Below are 17,054 nucleotides of genomic sequence, written 5' to 3' on the forward strand. Positions count from 1 at the left end.
CTCAGCCCTTCTCGGCCTCCTGATGATCGGCCTTGCGCTCCACCGGCTTACCGTTGTGAGTGCGGCGACGCTTGCGATGGCGCTTCTCGGCGTGCTCCGCCGACTTCGGTGATTCCTGAATCCGATCCTGCTGGCCAGCATCCTGTGTGCCCGAATCGTGCAGCTCGGATCCGTGCAGCTCGGACCCGTGCCGTGCGGGGCCGCGCCGGCCCCTGCCTCGACCGTGCTCGCGGGCATCCTCCCGATCCTGGTGCTTGGCGCTGTGCTCGGCGGGCTTGGAGAGATAGCCCTTGGTTCCTTCGGGGATGTCGAGATCGGAGAACAGGTGCGGGCTGGTCGAATAGGTCTCCACCAGCTCGTGGAAGGGCAGGTCGAGTGCCTTGTTGATGACCTTCCAGCGGGTCACGTCCTGCCAGTCGACCAGTGTCACGGCGATCCCGTCGTGGCCGGCCCGTCCGGTGCGCCCGATCCGGTGTACGTACTGCTCGGGATCGTCGGGCACCTCGTAGTTGATGACGTGGGTGACGTCGTCGACATCGATGCCACGGGCGGCGACGTCGGTGCACACCAGCACATGGACCTTGCCGTTGCGGAAGCGCTTCATCGTCTTCTCCCGCTGTACCTGATTGAGATCGCCGTGCAGCGGGGCGACGTCGAAGCCGCGCTCGGACAGCTCGTCGGTGAGGCGCTGCGCTGAACGCTTCGTGCGGGTGAAGATCATCATGCGGTGCATGCTGGGCGACTGGAGGATCTTGCCGAGGATCTCCGGCTTGTCCATGGAATGCGCCTGGTAGACAAATTGGGTCGTCTGCGGCACGGTGGACTGGGCATCGTGGCCCTCGGCGCGGATGTTGACCGGCTGGTTGAGCCGGCTGCGCGCCAGCGACATGATGACGGCCGGCATCGTGGCGCTGAACAAGAGGGTCTGGCGGCTGGTGGGAGTGCGGTCGAGCAAGGCCTCCACATCGGGCAGGAAGCCCAGATCGAGCATCTCGTCGGCCTCGTCGAGCACGGCAATCCGCACATGGGACAGGTCGAGTTCACGACGGTGCAGCAGGTCGAGCAGACGCCCGGGGGTGCCGACCACGACATCGACGCCGCTGGCAAGCGCGTCGAGCTGGCTGTCATAGCCCACTCCGCCGTAGATGGTGAGCACCCGGGCACCGCGGATCCGGGCCGCGGTGGCGATGTCGTTTCCCACCTGCTGGGCCAGCTCGCGGGTGGGCGTCATCACCAGGGCCTGGGGTTTTCCGGGTGCGGGCAGTTCGCCGAATCCCTCGTCGCCCTCAAGGACGATGTGTTCGAGGATCGGGATGCCGAAGGCGAGGGTCTTGCCGGTACCCGTGCGTGCCTGGCCGATCAGATCGGAGCCGGCCAGCGCGATGGGGATTGCCATCTCCTGGATCGGGAAGGGGTTCTCGATGCCTTCGGCCTTGAGGGCTTGGACGATCGCAGGGTTTACGCCGAGGTCGGCGAAGGTCGTCTTCTCCGTCTGCGTGGCCTCGGAATCAGTGCTGGGAAGCGTCATGAATTCAGTTCTCCACCTCCCGCGTGTGCGCGGGGGACAAGATTCGATAGCGTCGTCCGTGCGGCGCCGAACAGAATCAGGACGCGCACCCTTGAGGGGCGAATTCGAGAACCATCGGCGCTGGTCCGCTGCCACCGTGGGGGCGGCGCGGGCGCATGCGCTGGGGCAACGACTCGGGCGCACGGTTGTGCGCCCGTGCCATTCTAGCGGTCCGAGGCGTGCGCGTCAGATCACGACGGCCATCCGGTCTGCCCCGGATACCGGCAGTGAACCGATGCCCGGTGCGGCTCGAGGCGGCCCTGTGCGCCCCCTCCGGGCAGGCTCTTGCGACTAGCCTTGCTTCGTGACCGAGCATCGCCCTGACAGCAGCCCTTCCCCCGCCCCCCGCCCCGCCTCGCCCGGGCGCACGCGAGTGCCTATCGAGATGCCCGGTGGCGGGCGCGATCTGCTGGGATTCACGGCGCAGGCCGATCTCGTCGATTTCGAGATGCTCGCCGCGTCGGGCGGGCTGGCACCGAGCCTGGACGACCGTCTCACCGTGGCAGGCCTGGCGGCTGCCCAGTTCGACCGCTTCGAGCGGATCAGTGAGGAACTGCGCGTCGAGGGTGCCGCTGTCGACGCCACCCTCGAGCCCTTCCGGGAGGCCTTTGACAGTTTCGCGCAGGCGACGCGCCCATCCAGCTGGGTCGTCTCGCAATTGCGCGCCCTGCTGGTCACCGGGCTGCGCACCGACTTCTCGGCCCGCCTCGCTCCGAAACTGTCCGAGCCGCTCGCTCAGCTCCTCGCCCCCGGACCGGCGGCATGGCGAACCACGGATTTTGCCAGCAGGGCGGTGCAGAAGGCGATCTCCGCCAGACCGGAGATCGGCGGTTCCCTGGCCCTGTTCGGACGCCGTCTGGCGGCGGAGGCCGTGGGCCAGTGCCAGCGGATCGCCGCGAAGCAGGCGGATCTCACTGCTCTGGTGGCAGACGTCCTCAAGCCCGCCGGGGCGAAGGGCTCGCGGGAGCTGGACGACCTGGGTGTGATCAGCGGGCTGCTGGAAGAGCTGATGGACGGGCACGCCCGCCGGATGGCGCGCCTCGGCCTCGGCGTCTGAGCGCGCCACAGACGGCTCGACCGGCCCGGATCAGCCAGGCGGGTGGCTCGGTCGCCACTGCGCCGAGGAGCCCCTGTGGCGCAGTACCGGGACTCAGACGGTGCCGAATCCTACCTGGCGGGCGTGTTCCTGCCCCAGCTGTATGTAGGCGATCTTCGCCACCGGGATGATCACCTGGCCGCCCTTGGTGTCGGTGAGTGTCAACAGGCCTGACTTCTCGGCCAGGGCCTCGTCAAGGGAGCTCTTGATCTGGTCGCGGTCCTGGTCGGTCTCGACAGTCAGCTCACGGGGGATGTTCTCGATGCCAATCTTGATGTCCACGCGCCAAACCTACCCAACGGCCCCACGTCGACGAAGGGCCCTGCTCACGCTCTCAGCGCGATGGCATCGCCAGTGGAGTAACTGTGTGGCGCGAGATTCACTCCGGGGAAGGCGCACCCGACGCCGCGCCGTCGTCCCGCGCGACGTCGCCTGATGGCTCGTCAGAGGGTGGCGGGGTCCCCTCGGTGGCCTGTTCGACCCGTACCAGCCCTACGGTGATGTTGTCGTGGCCGCCACGGGCATTCGCCCAGTCGACGAGCTGACCGGCCAGTTCCTCGGCGGTCGCACCCTCGGGTCGTGACAGGCTGTCCCACACACCGCGCAGGTCCTTGGCCGATGAGGCGTAGTTCCACAGGCCGTCGCTGCACACGAGCAACCAGCCCGAACCCGCCACCCGGAAACCTCCCAGCTGCGGTTCTGGATCGGGTGCATTGGGGCCGAGCCATTTGGTGATGGCATGGGCCTGACGTCCGGCCTCGGCGACATCGCGGGTGACGCCGAGCTCGATGCTCAACTGGGCCATCGAGTCGTCGGTGGTCAAGATGAGGTCTGTGTGGTCGTCGCCGAACCAGTAGGCGCGCGAATCGCCCACATTGGCGACGATGACGAAGCCCCGGTGCAGCAGCGCCAGCACGAGGGTGCAGGCGTATCCGTCGGAATTGTCTCCCGCTGCCTCGGCGATGCTCTGATTCGCGCTGTGCACGGCCTCGCGCAGGGCCTGGGCAAGGCCGCCCGGATCGTCACTGTGCTCCCGGTCGGTGAGAACACCGATGAGCGCATCGGTGGCGCGGTCGACGGCGATCTGGCTCGCCACATCGGAGTGTGGCGAGGTGGAGACGCCGTCGGAGACCGCCACGATCGCGCTGCGATTGCTGGTCGAGGACGTGGCGGCGAGTGCGAGGGCGTCCTGATTCGGAGATGCCTTGGAACCGACATGGGTTGCGCCGCCAGCCCACGGTGTGGGTCCGCGCCGGACGTTGTCCCGGTCGACGCCTGCGGTGGGATTGCCGGGCTCTTGGCTGCTCATGTGCCTTCCTCGTTGGCCTTCCTTATTGGCCTTCTTCGTTGGCCTCGTGCGCCTCCTGCCGCCGGTCACCGGCTGAGGAGCGGACCTCGAGGGTCAGGTGGAAGGACCCGGCGGTCTGCAGTTCGGTGTGCGACAGACCCGCTGTGCCGGCTTGCGTGCTTCCTGCCCCTGGGACAGGCCCTGCCCCTGCCAGGGACCCTGTATGCGAAGGACCTTGTATGTGAGAGACCTTGTATGCGAGAGACCTTGTACAAGACGTGAGGGGCCCCACCCGCGGGTGGCGCCCCTCACTACCGATGGATGGAAATCAGATCAGTCTGACGTGCTCAGCCTGCTGACCCTTCGGGCCCTGTGCGACGTCGAACTCAACCTTCTGCCCCTCGTCCAGGGAACGGAAACCCGTGGCGTCGATCGCGGAGTAATGAACGAAGACGTCATCGCTCGAACCGTCGACGGCGATGAAGCCGTAACCCTTTTCCGCGTTGAACCACTTAACGGTTCCGGTGGCCATGTGAACTCCCTAACCTTCTCACTGCCGGACCGCACCTCACGGTCCGCTGTCCGTATCAGTGCGCCCTCAGGCTCAACCGTGCCACGACCCGCCCCAGACTCTTGCTACTGAATACGTGCCCTGCATGAACAGTGCCTTCAGCTTTCCATAACGCGAGGTGGTTTGAAAGCATCGGTGAAGATTCTCACGGTACAGATCTCGCGCCATGGGCACAATCCCCGCGTGGCTGCCCGCCGAGCCGGGGGAGCGGCGCTCGCGCGGATCGCGGCCGGCCGGAACTGTCAGTGGGCAGTGGTTGCATGGTGCCCATGACGACACAGCTGGTCGACGAGCAGCGCGCCTTCCTGAACGCCGCCGAGGTGGCGGGCAGCGCAGTGCTGGCAGTGGGAGGGCCGGGCACCGGCAAGACCACGGCGCTGGTCGAAGCAGTCGTGCGCAGCGTCGAGGCCGGGGCACAGCTCGGGCACGTCGTCATTCTCACCTGGTCGCGTCCCGATGCGCAGCGGTTACGGCGAACCGTGGTGGGCAGGCTGGGTGCCAGTCAGCTTGCACCGGTGATTACGACGGTCCCCGGCTGGTGCCTGGCGCTGCAGTCTCGCTACGGGGCCCGCGACGCCTCCGGCGAACTGCCTCGCCTGCTCACCGGCCCCGAGCAGGATCTGCAGGTGCGCGAACTGCTGTCAGCTGCCGGACCGCAGCTGTGGCCACGCTCATTGCGCAAGGCGGTGGGTACCGCCGCCTTCGCCCAGCAGGTGCGCACCGGGCTGGCCAGGGCTCGCCAGCACGGCATGGATCCGGCGGACCTTGAGCAGGCCGCGGCGCGCGCCGGCCGTCCCGAATGGCTCGGGCTGGCGCGCTTCTTCGAACAGTATCTCGACGTGCTCGATGCCGAGCATGCCTGGGACTACGCCGAACTCGTGCATCGCAGCAGACTGCTGATGCTCGATGAGGAGGTCTCCGCGTCCCTCACCGAGCAGCTGGCGGGAGTCTTCTGCGACGAGTTCGCCGAGTACGACCCCGCCCAGATCGGCCTCATCGCCCAGCTGCACTCCCTGGGCGTCAGGGTGGCTGCCACCGCCGATCCGCAGACCTCGGTCTTCGCCTTCCGCGGAGCCGATCCGCGGGCCGCCCTTGACTTCACCTCGCGCTTCGCCGTGCTCGGCGCCCCCGATCCAGTACGTGTGGAATTCCAGTCCGTGCATCGCGGATCACCTGCGGTGCGCGCCGGGGTGGCCCGGTTGCTTGCCCGGGTCCCCCTGGCTGGCTCCGCCGCTGCGGCGGTGGAGCATGAGACGGCGCCACGGGTCCGCTGCGTACTTCACGAGAGCCTGTCCTCGCAGGCGCAGTCGGTGGCCCAGGAACTGAGGGCCGCCCATCTGGCAGGCCTGGGTTGGGCCCAGCAGGCGGTCATCTGCCGCACCGGCAAGGGCGGCCTGGCGGCATTGGCCGGCTCCTTGGCAAGTCTGGGCATCCCGGTGGAAGTGGCCGGTGACGAGATCGCACTCGGGGAGCAGGCGTGCGTCCTCGTGCTGCTCGATGCCATGGGGACGGTGCTCGACCTCGCCGAGGGGCGGGCGCCCGAGCGGCAACGGCTGGCCCGAGTGCTCGATTCACCCCTGTCCGGTCTCGATCCGTCGTCGATACGGCTCTTGGGGCGCACCCTGTGGTCTGCGCAGGAGCACACCAGCTCCCGAACTGCCGGCGAACTGGTGCTCGACCGCCTTGCGGCGCTGGCTGGCGAGCCGAACCCTGCAGCCAGCGATGGCGCAGGAGCGGGCAACCCCAGCGTGAGGCACCCGGCCAGGAACCACCCGGGCGACCCACGTCTGGAGGCACTCATTCGGCTGGGGCGGCTGCTGGGGGAAGCGGCCGACGACCTGCGGAAGGGCAGGTCTGGCTATGACGTGGTCTGGCGACTGTGGGCAGGAACAGACTGGCCTCAGCGGCTGTACGCCGACGCGCTGTCCACCGGCACAACCGCCACTGCTGCGAACAAGGATCTCGACGCCATCTGCGCCCTGTTCGACCTCGCCTCGCGCCACGTCGAGCTCACCGGGGTGCGGAGCCTGCGGAGCCTCATCGCGCAGATCGGGGGCCAGGAGATTCCCGGCGACATGGCCCGCGAGTCAGATCCCAGAGGTCGCGGGGTCCAGGTGCTCACGGCACACCGCGCGCGAGGCCGGCAGTGGGATCTCGTCATCCTGGTCGATGCCACCGAGGGACAGTGGCCCGGTCCCCGCCGTGGTGAGGGACTCATTGCGGCACGCGAGATCGGGGAACCTGCACAGCCCCAGGCGTCGGCGGCCCCGCGATGGATCCAGCAGGAGCGAAGGCTGTTCACCCTGGCCGCCAGCCGGGCCGACCGGGAACTGCGCATTCACGCGGTCTGCGGCGCGGGCGACGAGCGCACCAGTGTGTCGCGCTTCGTGGGCGAGTTCGGAGCCGAGATCGTCGAGTCGGGCAGGCACACCGTGCGCCAGCAGACACTCGACGCCCTGGCCGGCGAACTGCGCCGTTGCGCCGTCGATCCGCAATCGTCACGGGCCTTGAGAGCGGCCGCCCTGCTCCAGCTACGCTCCCTCGCCCAGCTGCACGACGACCGTGGAGTCGCGCTGGTGGCCTCGGCCCGGCCGGACTGGTGGTGGGGTGTCGACTACCGCCGGACGGTGCCCCCCGGGACCGGCGTGGACTCCCACACCGAGCCGGTACGCATCTCAGTGACCGGCCTGGAACGGATGGCCAGGTGCCCGCGCTGCTGGTTCCTCGACTCCCAGGCCGGGGGCGCCGAGCCAGCTGGTGCTGGCGCAAGTATCGGCTCACTGGTGCACCTGCTCGCCGAACAAGCCGTCACCGCCGGGCTGGGGGAGCAGGCCCAGCACGCCGCGGTGGACGAATTCTGGCCCCGGATCGATTTCGATGTGGCCTGGCGCAGCGAACAGGAGCGTGCCAGCACCCACGAGATGGTTGGGCGGCTGGCGCGCTGGACAGCCGCCCCTCGCGGCCGTGAGGTCGTCGGCGTCGAAATCCCCATCACCTACCAACTCGATCTCGGCGAGGATGCCCTCGTGCTCACCGGGACCATCGATCGTCTTGAACGTGAGACCGGCAGCGGGCGGCTGTGGATCGTCGACTTCAAGACCGGCAGAAGAGCACCCACCAAGAATGAGGCTGCTGCGAACGTGCAGCTCGCGTGCTACCAGCTTGTCGTGGGCCTTGGTGCCTGCGCTCCGCTCACCAGTTCCGCACCGCAGGTCGGGGGCGCCGAACTCGTGCAGCTCAGGGTGGCCGAGGCAGCGGCTCGCCCCGAAATGCCCAAAGTGGTCGCCCAGCCGAGCCTCGTCGAGCATCCCTATCCTCCGGGCGGCCATGAGGCTGCGTCCGCGGGACCCACCTGGATCCACGATCTGGCGCGCACCGCGCTCGGCTGGATTCGCGCGGGACAGTTCCCGGCCATGAAGAACCCGATGTGCGGACACTGCCCTCATCGCTCGGACTGCCCGGTGTGGGCCGAATCAGGAGGACGACGATGAGCACCCCGATCACCACTCCCGGCCAGCTGTGCGAGCTCCTGGACATCCCGTTCTCCGAGGAGCAACTCGCGGCCATCACCGCACCGATGGCACCGGCTGTCATCGTCGCCGGGGCGGGAACCGGCAAGACCACGGTCATGGCTGCCCGGGTGGTGTGGCTCGTCGCCACGGGCCAGGTGGCACCCGGGCAGGTGCTCGGCCTCACCTTCACCCGCAAGGCCGCCGGTGAGTTGTCACAGCGCGTCGATCGAGCCCTGGCCGAACTGCCCGGCCCGGCCACGGGCAACGATGACGACGATGAGGGCCAGCTCGTCATGACCTACGACGCCTTCGCAGGGCGCCTGGTGGCTGATCATGCGCCGCGGATCGGTATTGACCCGCCCGAGCGGATGCTCAACGACGCCTCCCGCTTCCGGCTGGCAGCCCAGGTGGTGGCCCAGGCCAACGGACAATGGCAGTCCCTGTCGGATCTGTCGGTGCCCGGACTCATCAACCGGGTCCTCGGCCTGGACTCGGCGCTGGCACAGCATCTTGTCGAGCCGGAGCAGGTGGAGCACTTCACGGCAGGCTTCCTCGACCAGCTCGATGCCGCACCCCGCTACCGCGGAAAACCCTACAAGAGGGTCGCCGAGGCTGGTGAGACCGCCCGCATGCGCCGGGAACTGCTCGAGCTCGTGCGGGCCTACCGCGTGGAGAAGCGCCGCATCGGAGCAGCGGAATTCGCCGACCAGATGGCCTGGGCGGCGCAGATCGCCGGGCAGTTGCCGGAAGTCTGCGAACTCATGCGTTCCCAGTACCGGGTAGTGCTTCTCGACGAGTACCAGGACACCTCCGCGGCACAGACCCTCATGCTGGCAGGACTGTTCTCCGGGCCCGATGCCCAGCACGGACGAGGTCATCCAGTCACCGCCGTGGGCGACCCCTACCAGGGGATCTACGGCTGGCGCGGCGCGGCCGCGAGCACGATGGCCGACTTCGCCCGCACCTTCGCCGATCGAGACGGACAGCCCGCCCGGACGTACTCCCTGACCCTCAATCGACGAAGTGGACAAGAGATTCTCGAAGCCGCCAATGCCGTGGCTGCTCATCTGGTGGACGACCCGGCCATGCCACGCACCTCATCGGGGCGTGGCCCATTGCGGGCAGCCATCGGCGCACCGGCGAGCAGGATCGAGGTGGCCGGTTTCGACACGGACGAGCAAGAGCTCGACTGGATGGCCGATGACATCGCAGCGCGCGGGGCCGAGGGACGCTGGGCCGAGATCGCGGTTCTGGCCAGGCGCAATGCGACACTTCCGGGGCTGTACCAACGCCTGGTCGACCGCGAGGTGCCTGTCGAGATCATCGGCCTTGGTGGGCTCCTGAGGCTCGAGCCGATCCGCGAGATCATCTGCGTGCTGCGTCTGCTCGCCGACGACACCGACAATGCCGCACTCGTCCAGCTGCTCTCCTCCCGTCGATGGTGCGTGACCCCCGAGGATCTGTCATGCCTGGGGCGGGCTGCCCGAGCACTCGCCTCGCAACAGCAGCGCCAGGGCACGCACGTCGATGAGGTGGACATCCTCGCGCACGATGCTGCAGGCGCAGGCGCAGGCGCAGGCGCAGACGTGGGCGTGGGTATGGGTGTTGAGCCCGGCAGGGAGCGGCTCACGGACATGGGCGAACGGATCTCCCGACCGCCGGTATGCCTCATGGACGTCCTCGACAATCGGGCACCGGGCGCCGCAGCGCGGATCCCGGGCATCTCCCCCGAGGGGGCGCGTCGAGTGAGGCTTTTCGCCGATCAGCTGCGCGCGCTCCGTCAGCTGACCGGTCGGCCATTGCGCGAACTGGTGGGTGCGGTCGTCGCCTCGCTCGCCATCGATGCCGAGCTCGAGGCCGATGCCCAGCTGCGCGCCCAGGACAGGCGCACCCAGCTGTCCCGTTTCCTCGATGTCGTCGGGGCCTTCACCGACCTGGATGGCACCGCACGCCTCGATGGCTTCTTGGCCTATCTCGGCGCTGAATCCGAGCTCGACGACGACATGGAGCAGGCCCTGGCCAGCTCCGCCGACTCGGTGAAGCTGCTCACCGTGCACAGGGCGAAGGGCCTGGAGTGGTCGACGGTCTACCTGCCCGGCCTCGTGGAGGGCACCTTCCCGGCCACCGCTCGGGGCGAGAACTGGCTCACCGGAGCACAACTGCTCCCCGCCCCGCTGCGCGGCGATGCGGACTCCGTGCCCCAGCTGCGCGAGGTGGACAACAACGGAATCGCTGAATTCGCCGAACGCCTGCGCGACGCATCGCGCTTCGCGGAGGACAGGCTGGCCTATGTGGCCATCACGCGCGCCAAGAGCCTGCTCGTGGTCACCAGCCACGTCTGGCGCGCCGGGCTGAGCAAACCGGTACAGGCAAGTGAGTACTACCGCCAGATCGCCCAGCGGGCCTGTGTGCCCGGTGGGCTTCGTCACGAGCCCGGTCCGCCGGCCGAGACCAACCCGCTCGGCCAGAGCCCATCTGCCCTGCCCTGGCCGGAGCCCGTGGACACAGAACACCAGGAACTCCTCGACCAGGCGGCCTCGGTGCTCTCTGAGGAGATCCACGGCACATCCGATCGCGCAGGGCATGCGGCGCAGGCCGCCACGCTCGCCGAACTCACCGCAGACGAGGCCGAGCTGGTCCGGGAATGGCGCGCCGAGGCCACCCGGTTGGCCGACATGGAGTTGTCGGACAGATCGGCCCACAATCTCGTGATTCCCCCCTCGCTGTCGGCCAGCGCTCTGCTGGACTCCCGACGCGATCCGCGCGCTTTTCTGCAGACGCTGGTACGGCCGATGCCCCGGCGCACCAGCGTCGGCGCTGGAGTGGGTACCCGCTTCCACGAGTGGCTGGAGCGCCGTTTCCAAGAACAGGCCCGCCCGCTGGCAGCCGACTTGCTCGAGGACGACTCGCTGTCGGGGGCCGTCGAGTCGGGTGCCCGGGACGCGGAGGCCGAGGTGAGACTGAACCGACTCATGGACAGGTTCGAGCACGGGCCCTATGCCGAACGTGTTCCGATCGCCGTGGAGGTGCCCTTCGTCCTCGTCCTTGGTGCCCAACAAGTCAGAGGCCGCATCGACGCCGTCTATCGTCTGGACGGCGACGAGGGCTACGACTACCAAGTCGTCGATTGGAAGACCTTCGAAGGGGCCAGCGACCCCTGGCAGCTCGCCCTGTACCGCCAGGCCTGGGCCGACGTCACGGCGACAGCACCCGAGCGCATCGACGCCGTCTTCTGCCATGTGATGAGCGGCACGATCGAACGGCCGGCGGAATTGGCCGGAATCGACGAATTGCTGGCCCTGACAACGGGGCTGGCGGCACTCGTGGGTGACGGTGGACGTGCGCGCGGGCGCGACTGACCGGGCGGCTACCGTTGGCGCCATGAGCCTGCCACCCGAAAGCCTGCCATGGACGCTGCGCGGCTGGGAGGAACCAGCACTGCTGGACCATGCCGGGACACTGCGCGAGGATCCCGGCACTCTCAACGAGCTGTGGCACCGTCCTTCGAGCCGGCTGCTGCTCCTCGACGACGGCGGTCGCTACGAACTCGATCCATTCGGCGAGCCCACCGGCGCGACCCTCGGCGACCCGCCACCGGAATCGGTGGCCTTCCTGGGCATGCTCGACCAGGTGGCCTGGTTCGCGCGCCGAGACGACCAGCCACACCACCACACCGTGCGCGAGACCCGGCTCGACCCCGGGCAGCGCCAGATCGTCGTCGCGGCCGTGGCCGTGCTCAATTGGTACCGCAACAACCAGTACTGCGCTGTGTGCGGAGGCCCGCTGCGTCGCACCAAGGGCGGCTACGCGGCGCAGTGCGCCCAGTGCGGGCGCGAGGCCTTTCCGCGCACCGATCCGGCGATCATCTGTGGCGTCCGCGATACCGATGACCGGCTCTACCTGGCCCACCAGTCCAGCTGGGAACCGGGCCGCGTGTCGATCCTCGCCGGCTTCATCGAGGCCGGCGAGAGCGCCGAGCAGGCAGTGCATCGGGAGATCCGCGAGGAGGCCGATCTGCGGGTCTTCGGCCTGCAGTATCTCGGTTCGCAGCCGTGGCCGATGCCACGCTCCCTCATGTTCAGCTATCTGGCCACCAGTTCTGATGCAGGCCGCGTCGACGGCGACGAGCTGAGCTGGGGCGCCTGGTTCAGCCGGGAGGAGGTGCGGGCATCGCTTGCCGACAGAACGCTCTCGCTGCCGGCGGGATCCTCGGTCGGGCATCGCATCATCTTCGACTGGCTCGCCGGCAGGCTGCCCGGCAGTCTCGGGCATGTCGAGCTGTGAGCGCTCGGCATGACTTCTGAACCGCGCACAGCGCGAGGCGCGTCAGCGCTCGGGCCCCGCCTGAGGGTGGGTATCGTCCAGCTCGATCCGGGGGTGCCCTCGTGTCGTCTCGACGCCTGGCTCGACGGCGCCGGGGCCAGTATTCGCCTGGCTCGTCTCGATCTGGGAGATCCGGTTCCCGAGTGCGAGGCCATGATCGTGCTCGGCGGACGGATGAATGCCTACAGCGAGAACACCTGGCCGGCAGTGGCGGCCGGACTGCGGCTCCTCGACGACTGCCTTCGCGTCCAGCGCCCGGTGCTGGCCATCTGCCTCGGCCACCAGCTGCTGGCCCGGGTCGGCGGCGGCCACGTTGCCCTCGGCGCGCTGGATCCCCCCGAGGGCGGTGCCCAGCTCATCGACTGGGCGCCCGCTGCCCGCAGTGACCCGGTCCTTGCCGGGACGCTCGGCGTCCTCGACGCCGCCGAAGAACAGCCACCGGCAGCCACCAGCTGGGTGGCACAGTCGCACTACGACCTCGTCGACGAACTCCCCGCAGGATCGGTACCGCTGGCCTCCTCGGCCCGGTGCGCGGTGCAGTCCTTTCGCATCGGGCCGGCTCTGGGCGTCCAATTTCATCCGGAGGCCGACCCAGAGCTCATCGCACACTGGGCGCGTGGTCACGGCCCTGGTGCGCGCGCGAAGGAGGAATCCTCGGTGCGGGTCCGCGATGCGCAGATCGCCGCCCTCGGAAGGTCCCTCCTGAGCTCCTACGTGGCGTCCTGCCAGGCACTTCTGGATCAGCGATGATCCGGCTCGCAGCCGGCTCAGGCAGTGCCCGGCGGCTGGAGTCTGGCGAGCAGTTGCCCGGTGAGCCCGCTGGCCCGTCGAGCCGGGGTCCGCACTGCGACGGCCAGTGATTCGCGTGGCCCGATGATGCGCACCTGGCGCCGGGCCCGCGTGATCGCGGTGTAGATCAACTCGCGCGTGAGCAGGGGCGAATCGGGGGACGGCAGGATGAGCGTGAGTCGGTCGAACTGGCTGCCCTGCGACTTGTGCACTGTCAGCGCGAACATCGTCTCCACCCCGGTAAGCAGGAACGGCGGATAACACCGGCCATTGCTCATCGCCGCCCGGATGCCCTGGGCTGTGTTCACCACGATTCCGGTGTCCCCATTGGACAGGCCGAGCTCGGCGGCATTGACAGTGGCAAGCAAGGGCCGTCCGAGGTACCACTCCTGCTGTTCACCGGCCGGTCGAGCCGGGCGCTGGACCCGCTCGGCCAGCGCCGACCAACGCCCGACACCATAGGGTCCGCTACGGTGCGCGCACAGCAGTCGATGGGAATCCAGCGCGCCGATTGCCCCATCGACGTCTCCCTCCCGTGCCGCGCCGAGCAGCGCCGTGGCCTGACCCACCAGATCCGCCCGCAGGCGCGGCAGGCCCGCGAGATCCACTGTGGCCGGGTCGCAGTCCACGAACTCCACCGAGGGATTGGCGTCCATGCCGGACAGCACCGTGTCCGGGTCGCCGGAACGTACGTCGTGGGCAAAGGCGGCGATGTTGGCGTTGAACCGGAAGCCGTGCTGCAGTTCCACGATGGCAGCGTGCTGCGGATCGGGGCCGGGCAAGGGAACCGCTGTGATGTCGGCGAGCACCGCTCCGGCATCCACCGGCGTCAGCTGGGCCGGATCACCGACCATGACCAGCCTCGTGTGATCCGACAGAGCATCGAGCAGTCGCGCCATGAGGCTGAGCGAGACCATGGACATCTCGTCGACGACCACCAGATCGAGGGCTAGGGGATTGCCCGGCCCATGGTTGGCCGAGTGCCCAGGACGAGCACCGAGCAGTCTGTGCAGGGTGACGGCCCTTGTGGCAGCAAGGCCCACCTGGTCGCTCAGCTGTCCGTCCTGAAGCGCTTGGCTCAGCCGCGCGGCCGCCTTCCCGGTGGGGGCCGCCAGACCAATCCGCACAGGTGCGGGACGCCCGCCGAACTGATCCGCGATCGCCGAGACGAGCCGGGCAACTGTGGTGGTCTTGCCCGTCCCGGGCCCCCCGGCGATCACCGCTGTTCGCGCCCGCACCGCCGTCTCCACGGCCATCCGCTGGCCCGCCTCGTGGGCATCGTCGCCGAACAGCCGAGCAAGGCTGGCCGACAGGACCTGCTCGTCAACGTCATCAGCTGGCCCACAGCGCGCCATCAGTCGCGTGACGACGCTCTCCTGATCGCACCAATAGCGCTCCAGGTAGATCGCCTCGTCGACCAGCCGCAAGGGGTGGGAGTTCGGTGCGGCCGACGCATCCCCGACAAGTGCCGAAGCGCGCAGGGCTGCCGACCACTGCTGTGGCTCAGGCCAGGGCAGCGCCTGCAGATCCATCTGTGGGTGCAGCGGATCGGGATCCTCCCGATGAGCGAAGCTCGCCGCCAGCCGGTGCACCTGGGACAAGGGCAGGCAGACCGAGCCGGCACGCAGCGCACGGACAGCGAGTGCGGCAGCCAGCACCACCCGCTCGTCGGTCTCGCCAGCGGTCCTGGCCAGCATGGCGGCAACGTGGACATCGGGCGCGTCCACCAGGCCAGCCTGGGTGAACGGCGTGAGCAGCCCGCGGGCCGAGACGACCCGTCCGTCGGTGTGGTTCATTGCCGCCGATCCCCGGCGAGCAACTGCGAGGCGGCTTCGATGAGGGCGGCTCTGGGATGCCAGATGAACACCCCGGGCAGCCGCGTTGCGTCGGCCTCGCTGGGGGAGCCGGTCATGCCGCGCACGAACAGATAGCCCACTGCCCTCAGGTGGCTCTCGGGACGATAGCCGCGAACCGTGCGCTGCAGGAAGCGGTGCGCGGCCACCGTGTACAACAACGCCTGCAGCGGATAGTGGGCCGCGATCATTGCTGCTCTCATGGCCTCGGGCGTGTAGTGGCGCGAACCCAGCTGTTCGCCGGGTGCAACCGGCAGCCGATTCGTCTTGTAGTCCAGCACCACGAATCGCGGCCCGGTTCGTGTCGGGGCCTCCGATGGTCGCGCCGGCACCCGCAGGAGCACGTCGATGGAGCCGGTGAGAAAGCCCGCGAGCTGCTCGCCGGAAACAGCCGATCGGGACAACACCGGGCCGTAGCCGGCCAGCGGATCGTCAGCGGGAACCAGCGCCGGGTCCGACCACAGCGCCGCAAGATCGGCCAGCGTATGCCGGGGACCGGGCGAACCCATCGGCAACTCGAACTCGAGCTCGGTGAGCCGATTCCCCGCTCCCAGATCGGCCAGCGAGCGCCCATCGGTGAGCTCTCCCAGCGAGGTGCGCACGACGGCTGCCAGGCCACTGGCGAGCGTGGCGGCGGGCACATCGCTCACCGGCCAGCGCGCCAGCATCTGCTGCGCCGCACTGGTCAGCTCACTGTCCAACTGCTCCGATGCCGGATCGACCTGCTCGAGGACGCTGTGCACGAGACTGCCGAATTGGGTACCCCCGGGGAGCCCAGCCAACGCCGTCGCATCGTCCGGGATGGCGGAATCGTGCCCATGGTCGGGCGCCAGCACACTGGTGTCGAGTTCGGGCTCGTCGCCTCCGCCCGGCACCGGATCGGCCCCAGTTGCCTCGTGGGCCCCGGAGGTGAGCCGAGTGTAGGAGGTGCGTGCCCATCCGCGATCGATGGTGTCGTGGAAGACCCGGGCCACCAGTTCGATGCTCGGAGCGGCTGGTGCCGGTGCCCTGAGCAGGCCACCGGCTCGGGGAACCGAGACGACCTCCACGAGCCGCCGGTCCAGCAACCATCCCTGGGGGTCACGTCCTGCCGGGATGCTCACAGGTGGTGGCTGGCCCTGAGTGCTGCGGGAAGCCACGAGTCGGTGCAACGGCGAGCTGTCGGTGGTGCGCTGGGTATTGGCCCACCAGCCGATCACCCGGCTCTGCGCTCGAGTGGCCGCCACATAGAGCAATCTCAGATCCTCCGCCTGCTCTTCGGCGAGCTTCGTGTCGTCGCGGCGGGCGTCGAGATCGCCGAACACGTCGAGCACCAGCTCGCCGTTTTCGTGCACGAGGGTGCGACGCAGACGGTCCGGCGGCTTCACGGAGACGAAACGGCTGGCCATGTCGGGCAGCGCCACCACTGGGAACTGCAGGCCTTTGGCCTTGTGGATCGTCATGATCGTGACGGCTGGCAGGTCCGTCTCCAGCCGGCGCACCGCGTCGTCGTCGGGGGAATTCCCCGCTGAGCCGATGTTCTCGAACAACCATCCGCGCAGCGCCACGAGATCGAGTGTCTCGACGCGCGCGGCCTCGTCGAGACGCTCGGTGACCTGCCGCAGGTCGGTCAGCAACCGTTCGCCCGCCGCTGTGCTGGACAGCAGCCGCGGCACCAGCTCGGTGCGGGCGGCGAGCAGCTCGAAGGCGGCCGTCGGCCCGGTGGTCTCCAGCGCTTCGCGTACCAGCTTGATGAGAGCCATGAGGCCGAAGCGGTCGTCGTCGAGGGCCCGGGCCAGACGCTGCGGGGTCCAGCCGATGAGTGGTGACTCGGACAGCTGCAGCAGCCGGGGCAAGCGGGGGTCTAGGACGGCATCGAGCAGGCCGAGCCATGCCGAGGCTGCCGGGGACGAGAAGATTCCCTGGCCGCCGGTGAACACCGCGGGGATGCCGGCATCGGCCAGCGCCTCCTGGATTTGCTGGCTCTTCATAGATGAGGGTGTAGGGCATGTCGCGCGGTCGGGTGGCGCGTCGGTGTGGGGGGAGGGGTCGAGGTCTTCCGAGGATGGAGGTTCC

General features: G+C 68.8%; 11 protein-coding genes. 5 read left to right on the forward strand and 6 right to left on the reverse strand.

The window, feature by feature from the left end; all coding sequences use genetic code 11:
• Window position 1 precedes the first annotated feature (1 nt).
• Entirely contained in the window at window positions 2-1,528 is a 1,527-nt protein-coding gene (locus tag BMX93_RS04495) for a DEAD/DEAH box helicase (RefSeq protein WP_091968439.1), read from the reverse strand.
• Between the two features lie 343 nt (window positions 1,529-1,871).
• Between BMX93_RS04495 and BMX93_RS04500 the strand changes: the two genes are divergently transcribed.
• A complete protein-coding gene (locus BMX93_RS04500) occupies window positions 1,872-2,624 on the forward strand; it encodes a ferritin-like fold-containing protein (protein WP_143052810.1) in 753 nt (250 codons plus the stop codon).
• Between the two features lie 93 nt (window positions 2,625-2,717).
• Here the strand turns inward: BMX93_RS04500 and BMX93_RS04505 are convergent, their stop codons facing one another.
• The 3 genes from BMX93_RS04505 to BMX93_RS04515 form a co-directional block, all read right to left on the reverse strand.
• Window positions 2,718-2,945, reverse strand: a complete 228-nt coding sequence (locus BMX93_RS04505) for a DUF3107 domain-containing protein (protein WP_091968443.1) — start codon at window positions 2,943-2,945, stop codon at window positions 2,718-2,720.
• A gap of 97 nt (window positions 2,946-3,042) precedes the next feature.
• Window positions 3,043-3,972: a PP2C family protein-serine/threonine phosphatase gene (locus BMX93_RS04510; protein WP_091968445.1), complete on the reverse strand. Its 930-nt coding sequence runs from the start codon at window positions 3,970-3,972 to the stop codon at window positions 3,043-3,045.
• Between the two features lie 307 nt (window positions 3,973-4,279).
• Window positions 4,280-4,483: a cold-shock protein gene (locus BMX93_RS04515; protein WP_091968447.1), complete on the reverse strand. Its 204-nt coding sequence runs from the start codon at window positions 4,481-4,483 to the stop codon at window positions 4,280-4,282.
• A gap of 308 nt (window positions 4,484-4,791) precedes the next feature.
• On the opposite strand from BMX93_RS04515, the gene BMX93_RS04520 reads away from it, so the two are divergent.
• From BMX93_RS04520 to BMX93_RS04535, 4 genes are read left to right on the forward strand one after another with little or no spacing between them, the layout of a single operon-like run.
• Complete coding sequence (locus BMX93_RS04520; RefSeq protein ID WP_177170067.1) at window positions 4,792-8,013, forward strand: ATP-dependent DNA helicase; 3,222 nt, start codon at window positions 4,792-4,794, stop codon at window positions 8,011-8,013.
• On the forward strand, window positions 8,010-11,393 hold the full coding sequence (locus BMX93_RS04525; RefSeq protein WP_091968450.1) for an ATP-dependent helicase: 3,384 nt from the start codon (window positions 8,010-8,012) through the stop codon (window positions 11,391-11,393). The genes BMX93_RS04520 and BMX93_RS04525 overlap by 4 nt, the downstream gene beginning before the upstream one ends.
• 22 nt (window positions 11,394-11,415) lie before the next feature.
• Entirely contained in the window at window positions 11,416-12,318 is a 903-nt protein-coding gene (gene nudC, locus BMX93_RS04530; RefSeq protein ID WP_143052811.1) for an NAD(+) diphosphatase, read from the forward strand.
• 9 nt (window positions 12,319-12,327) lie between these two features.
• Window positions 12,328-13,107, forward strand: a complete 780-nt coding sequence (locus BMX93_RS04535; RefSeq protein ID WP_091968454.1) for a type 1 glutamine amidotransferase — start codon at window positions 12,328-12,330, stop codon at window positions 13,105-13,107.
• 17 nt (window positions 13,108-13,124) lie between these two features.
• Here the strand turns inward: BMX93_RS04535 and recD are convergent, their stop codons facing one another.
• Both recD and BMX93_RS04545 read right to left on the reverse strand, forming a co-directional pair.
• Entirely contained in the window at window positions 13,125-14,942 is a 1,818-nt protein-coding gene (gene recD / locus BMX93_RS04540) for an exodeoxyribonuclease V subunit alpha (RefSeq protein ID WP_091968456.1), read from the reverse strand.
• The gene (locus BMX93_RS04545; protein ID WP_091968458.1) at window positions 14,939-16,969 is read right to left on the reverse strand and encodes a 3'-5' exonuclease; all 2,031 of its coding nucleotides are present in this window, start codon (window positions 16,967-16,969) and stop codon (window positions 14,939-14,941) included. Before BMX93_RS04545 ends, recD begins: the two co-directional genes overlap by 4 nt.
• Window positions 16,970-17,054: the final 85 nt, after the last annotated feature.

The organism is Propionibacterium cyclohexanicum (genome assembly GCF_900111365.1).
GTDB lineage: Bacteria > Actinomycetota > Actinomycetes > Propionibacteriales > Propionibacteriaceae > Propionibacterium > Propionibacterium cyclohexanicum.

Coding starts and splice junctions, on each gene's coding strand:
- BMX93_RS04495 (WP_091968439.1), bottom strand. CDS start 1,528: ATGACGCTTCCCAGCACTGATTCCGAGGCCACGCAGACGGAGAAGACG.
- BMX93_RS04510 (WP_091968445.1), bottom strand. CDS start 3,972: ATGAGCAGCCAAGAGCCCGGCAATCCCACCGCAGGCGTCGACCGGGAC.
- BMX93_RS04515 (WP_091968447.1), bottom strand. CDS start 4,483: ATGGCCACCGGAACCGTTAAGTGGTTCAACGCGGAAAAGGGTTACGGC.
- BMX93_RS04520 (WP_177170067.1), top strand. CDS start 4,792: ATGACGACACAGCTGGTCGACGAGCAGCGCGCCTTCCTGAACGCCGCC.
- BMX93_RS04525 (WP_091968450.1), top strand. CDS start 8,010: ATGAGCACCCCGATCACCACTCCCGGCCAGCTGTGCGAGCTCCTGGAC.
- nudC (WP_143052811.1), top strand. CDS start 11,416: ATGAGCCTGCCACCCGAAAGCCTGCCATGGACGCTGCGCGGCTGGGAG.
- BMX93_RS04535 (WP_091968454.1), top strand. CDS start 12,328: ATGACTTCTGAACCGCGCACAGCGCGAGGCGCGTCAGCGCTCGGGCCC.
- recD (WP_091968456.1), bottom strand. CDS start 14,942: ATGAACCACACCGACGGACGGGTCGTCTCGGCCCGCGGGCTGCTCACG.
- BMX93_RS04545 (WP_091968458.1), bottom strand. CDS start 16,969: ATGAAGAGCCAGCAAATCCAGGAGGCGCTGGCCGATGCCGGCATCCCC.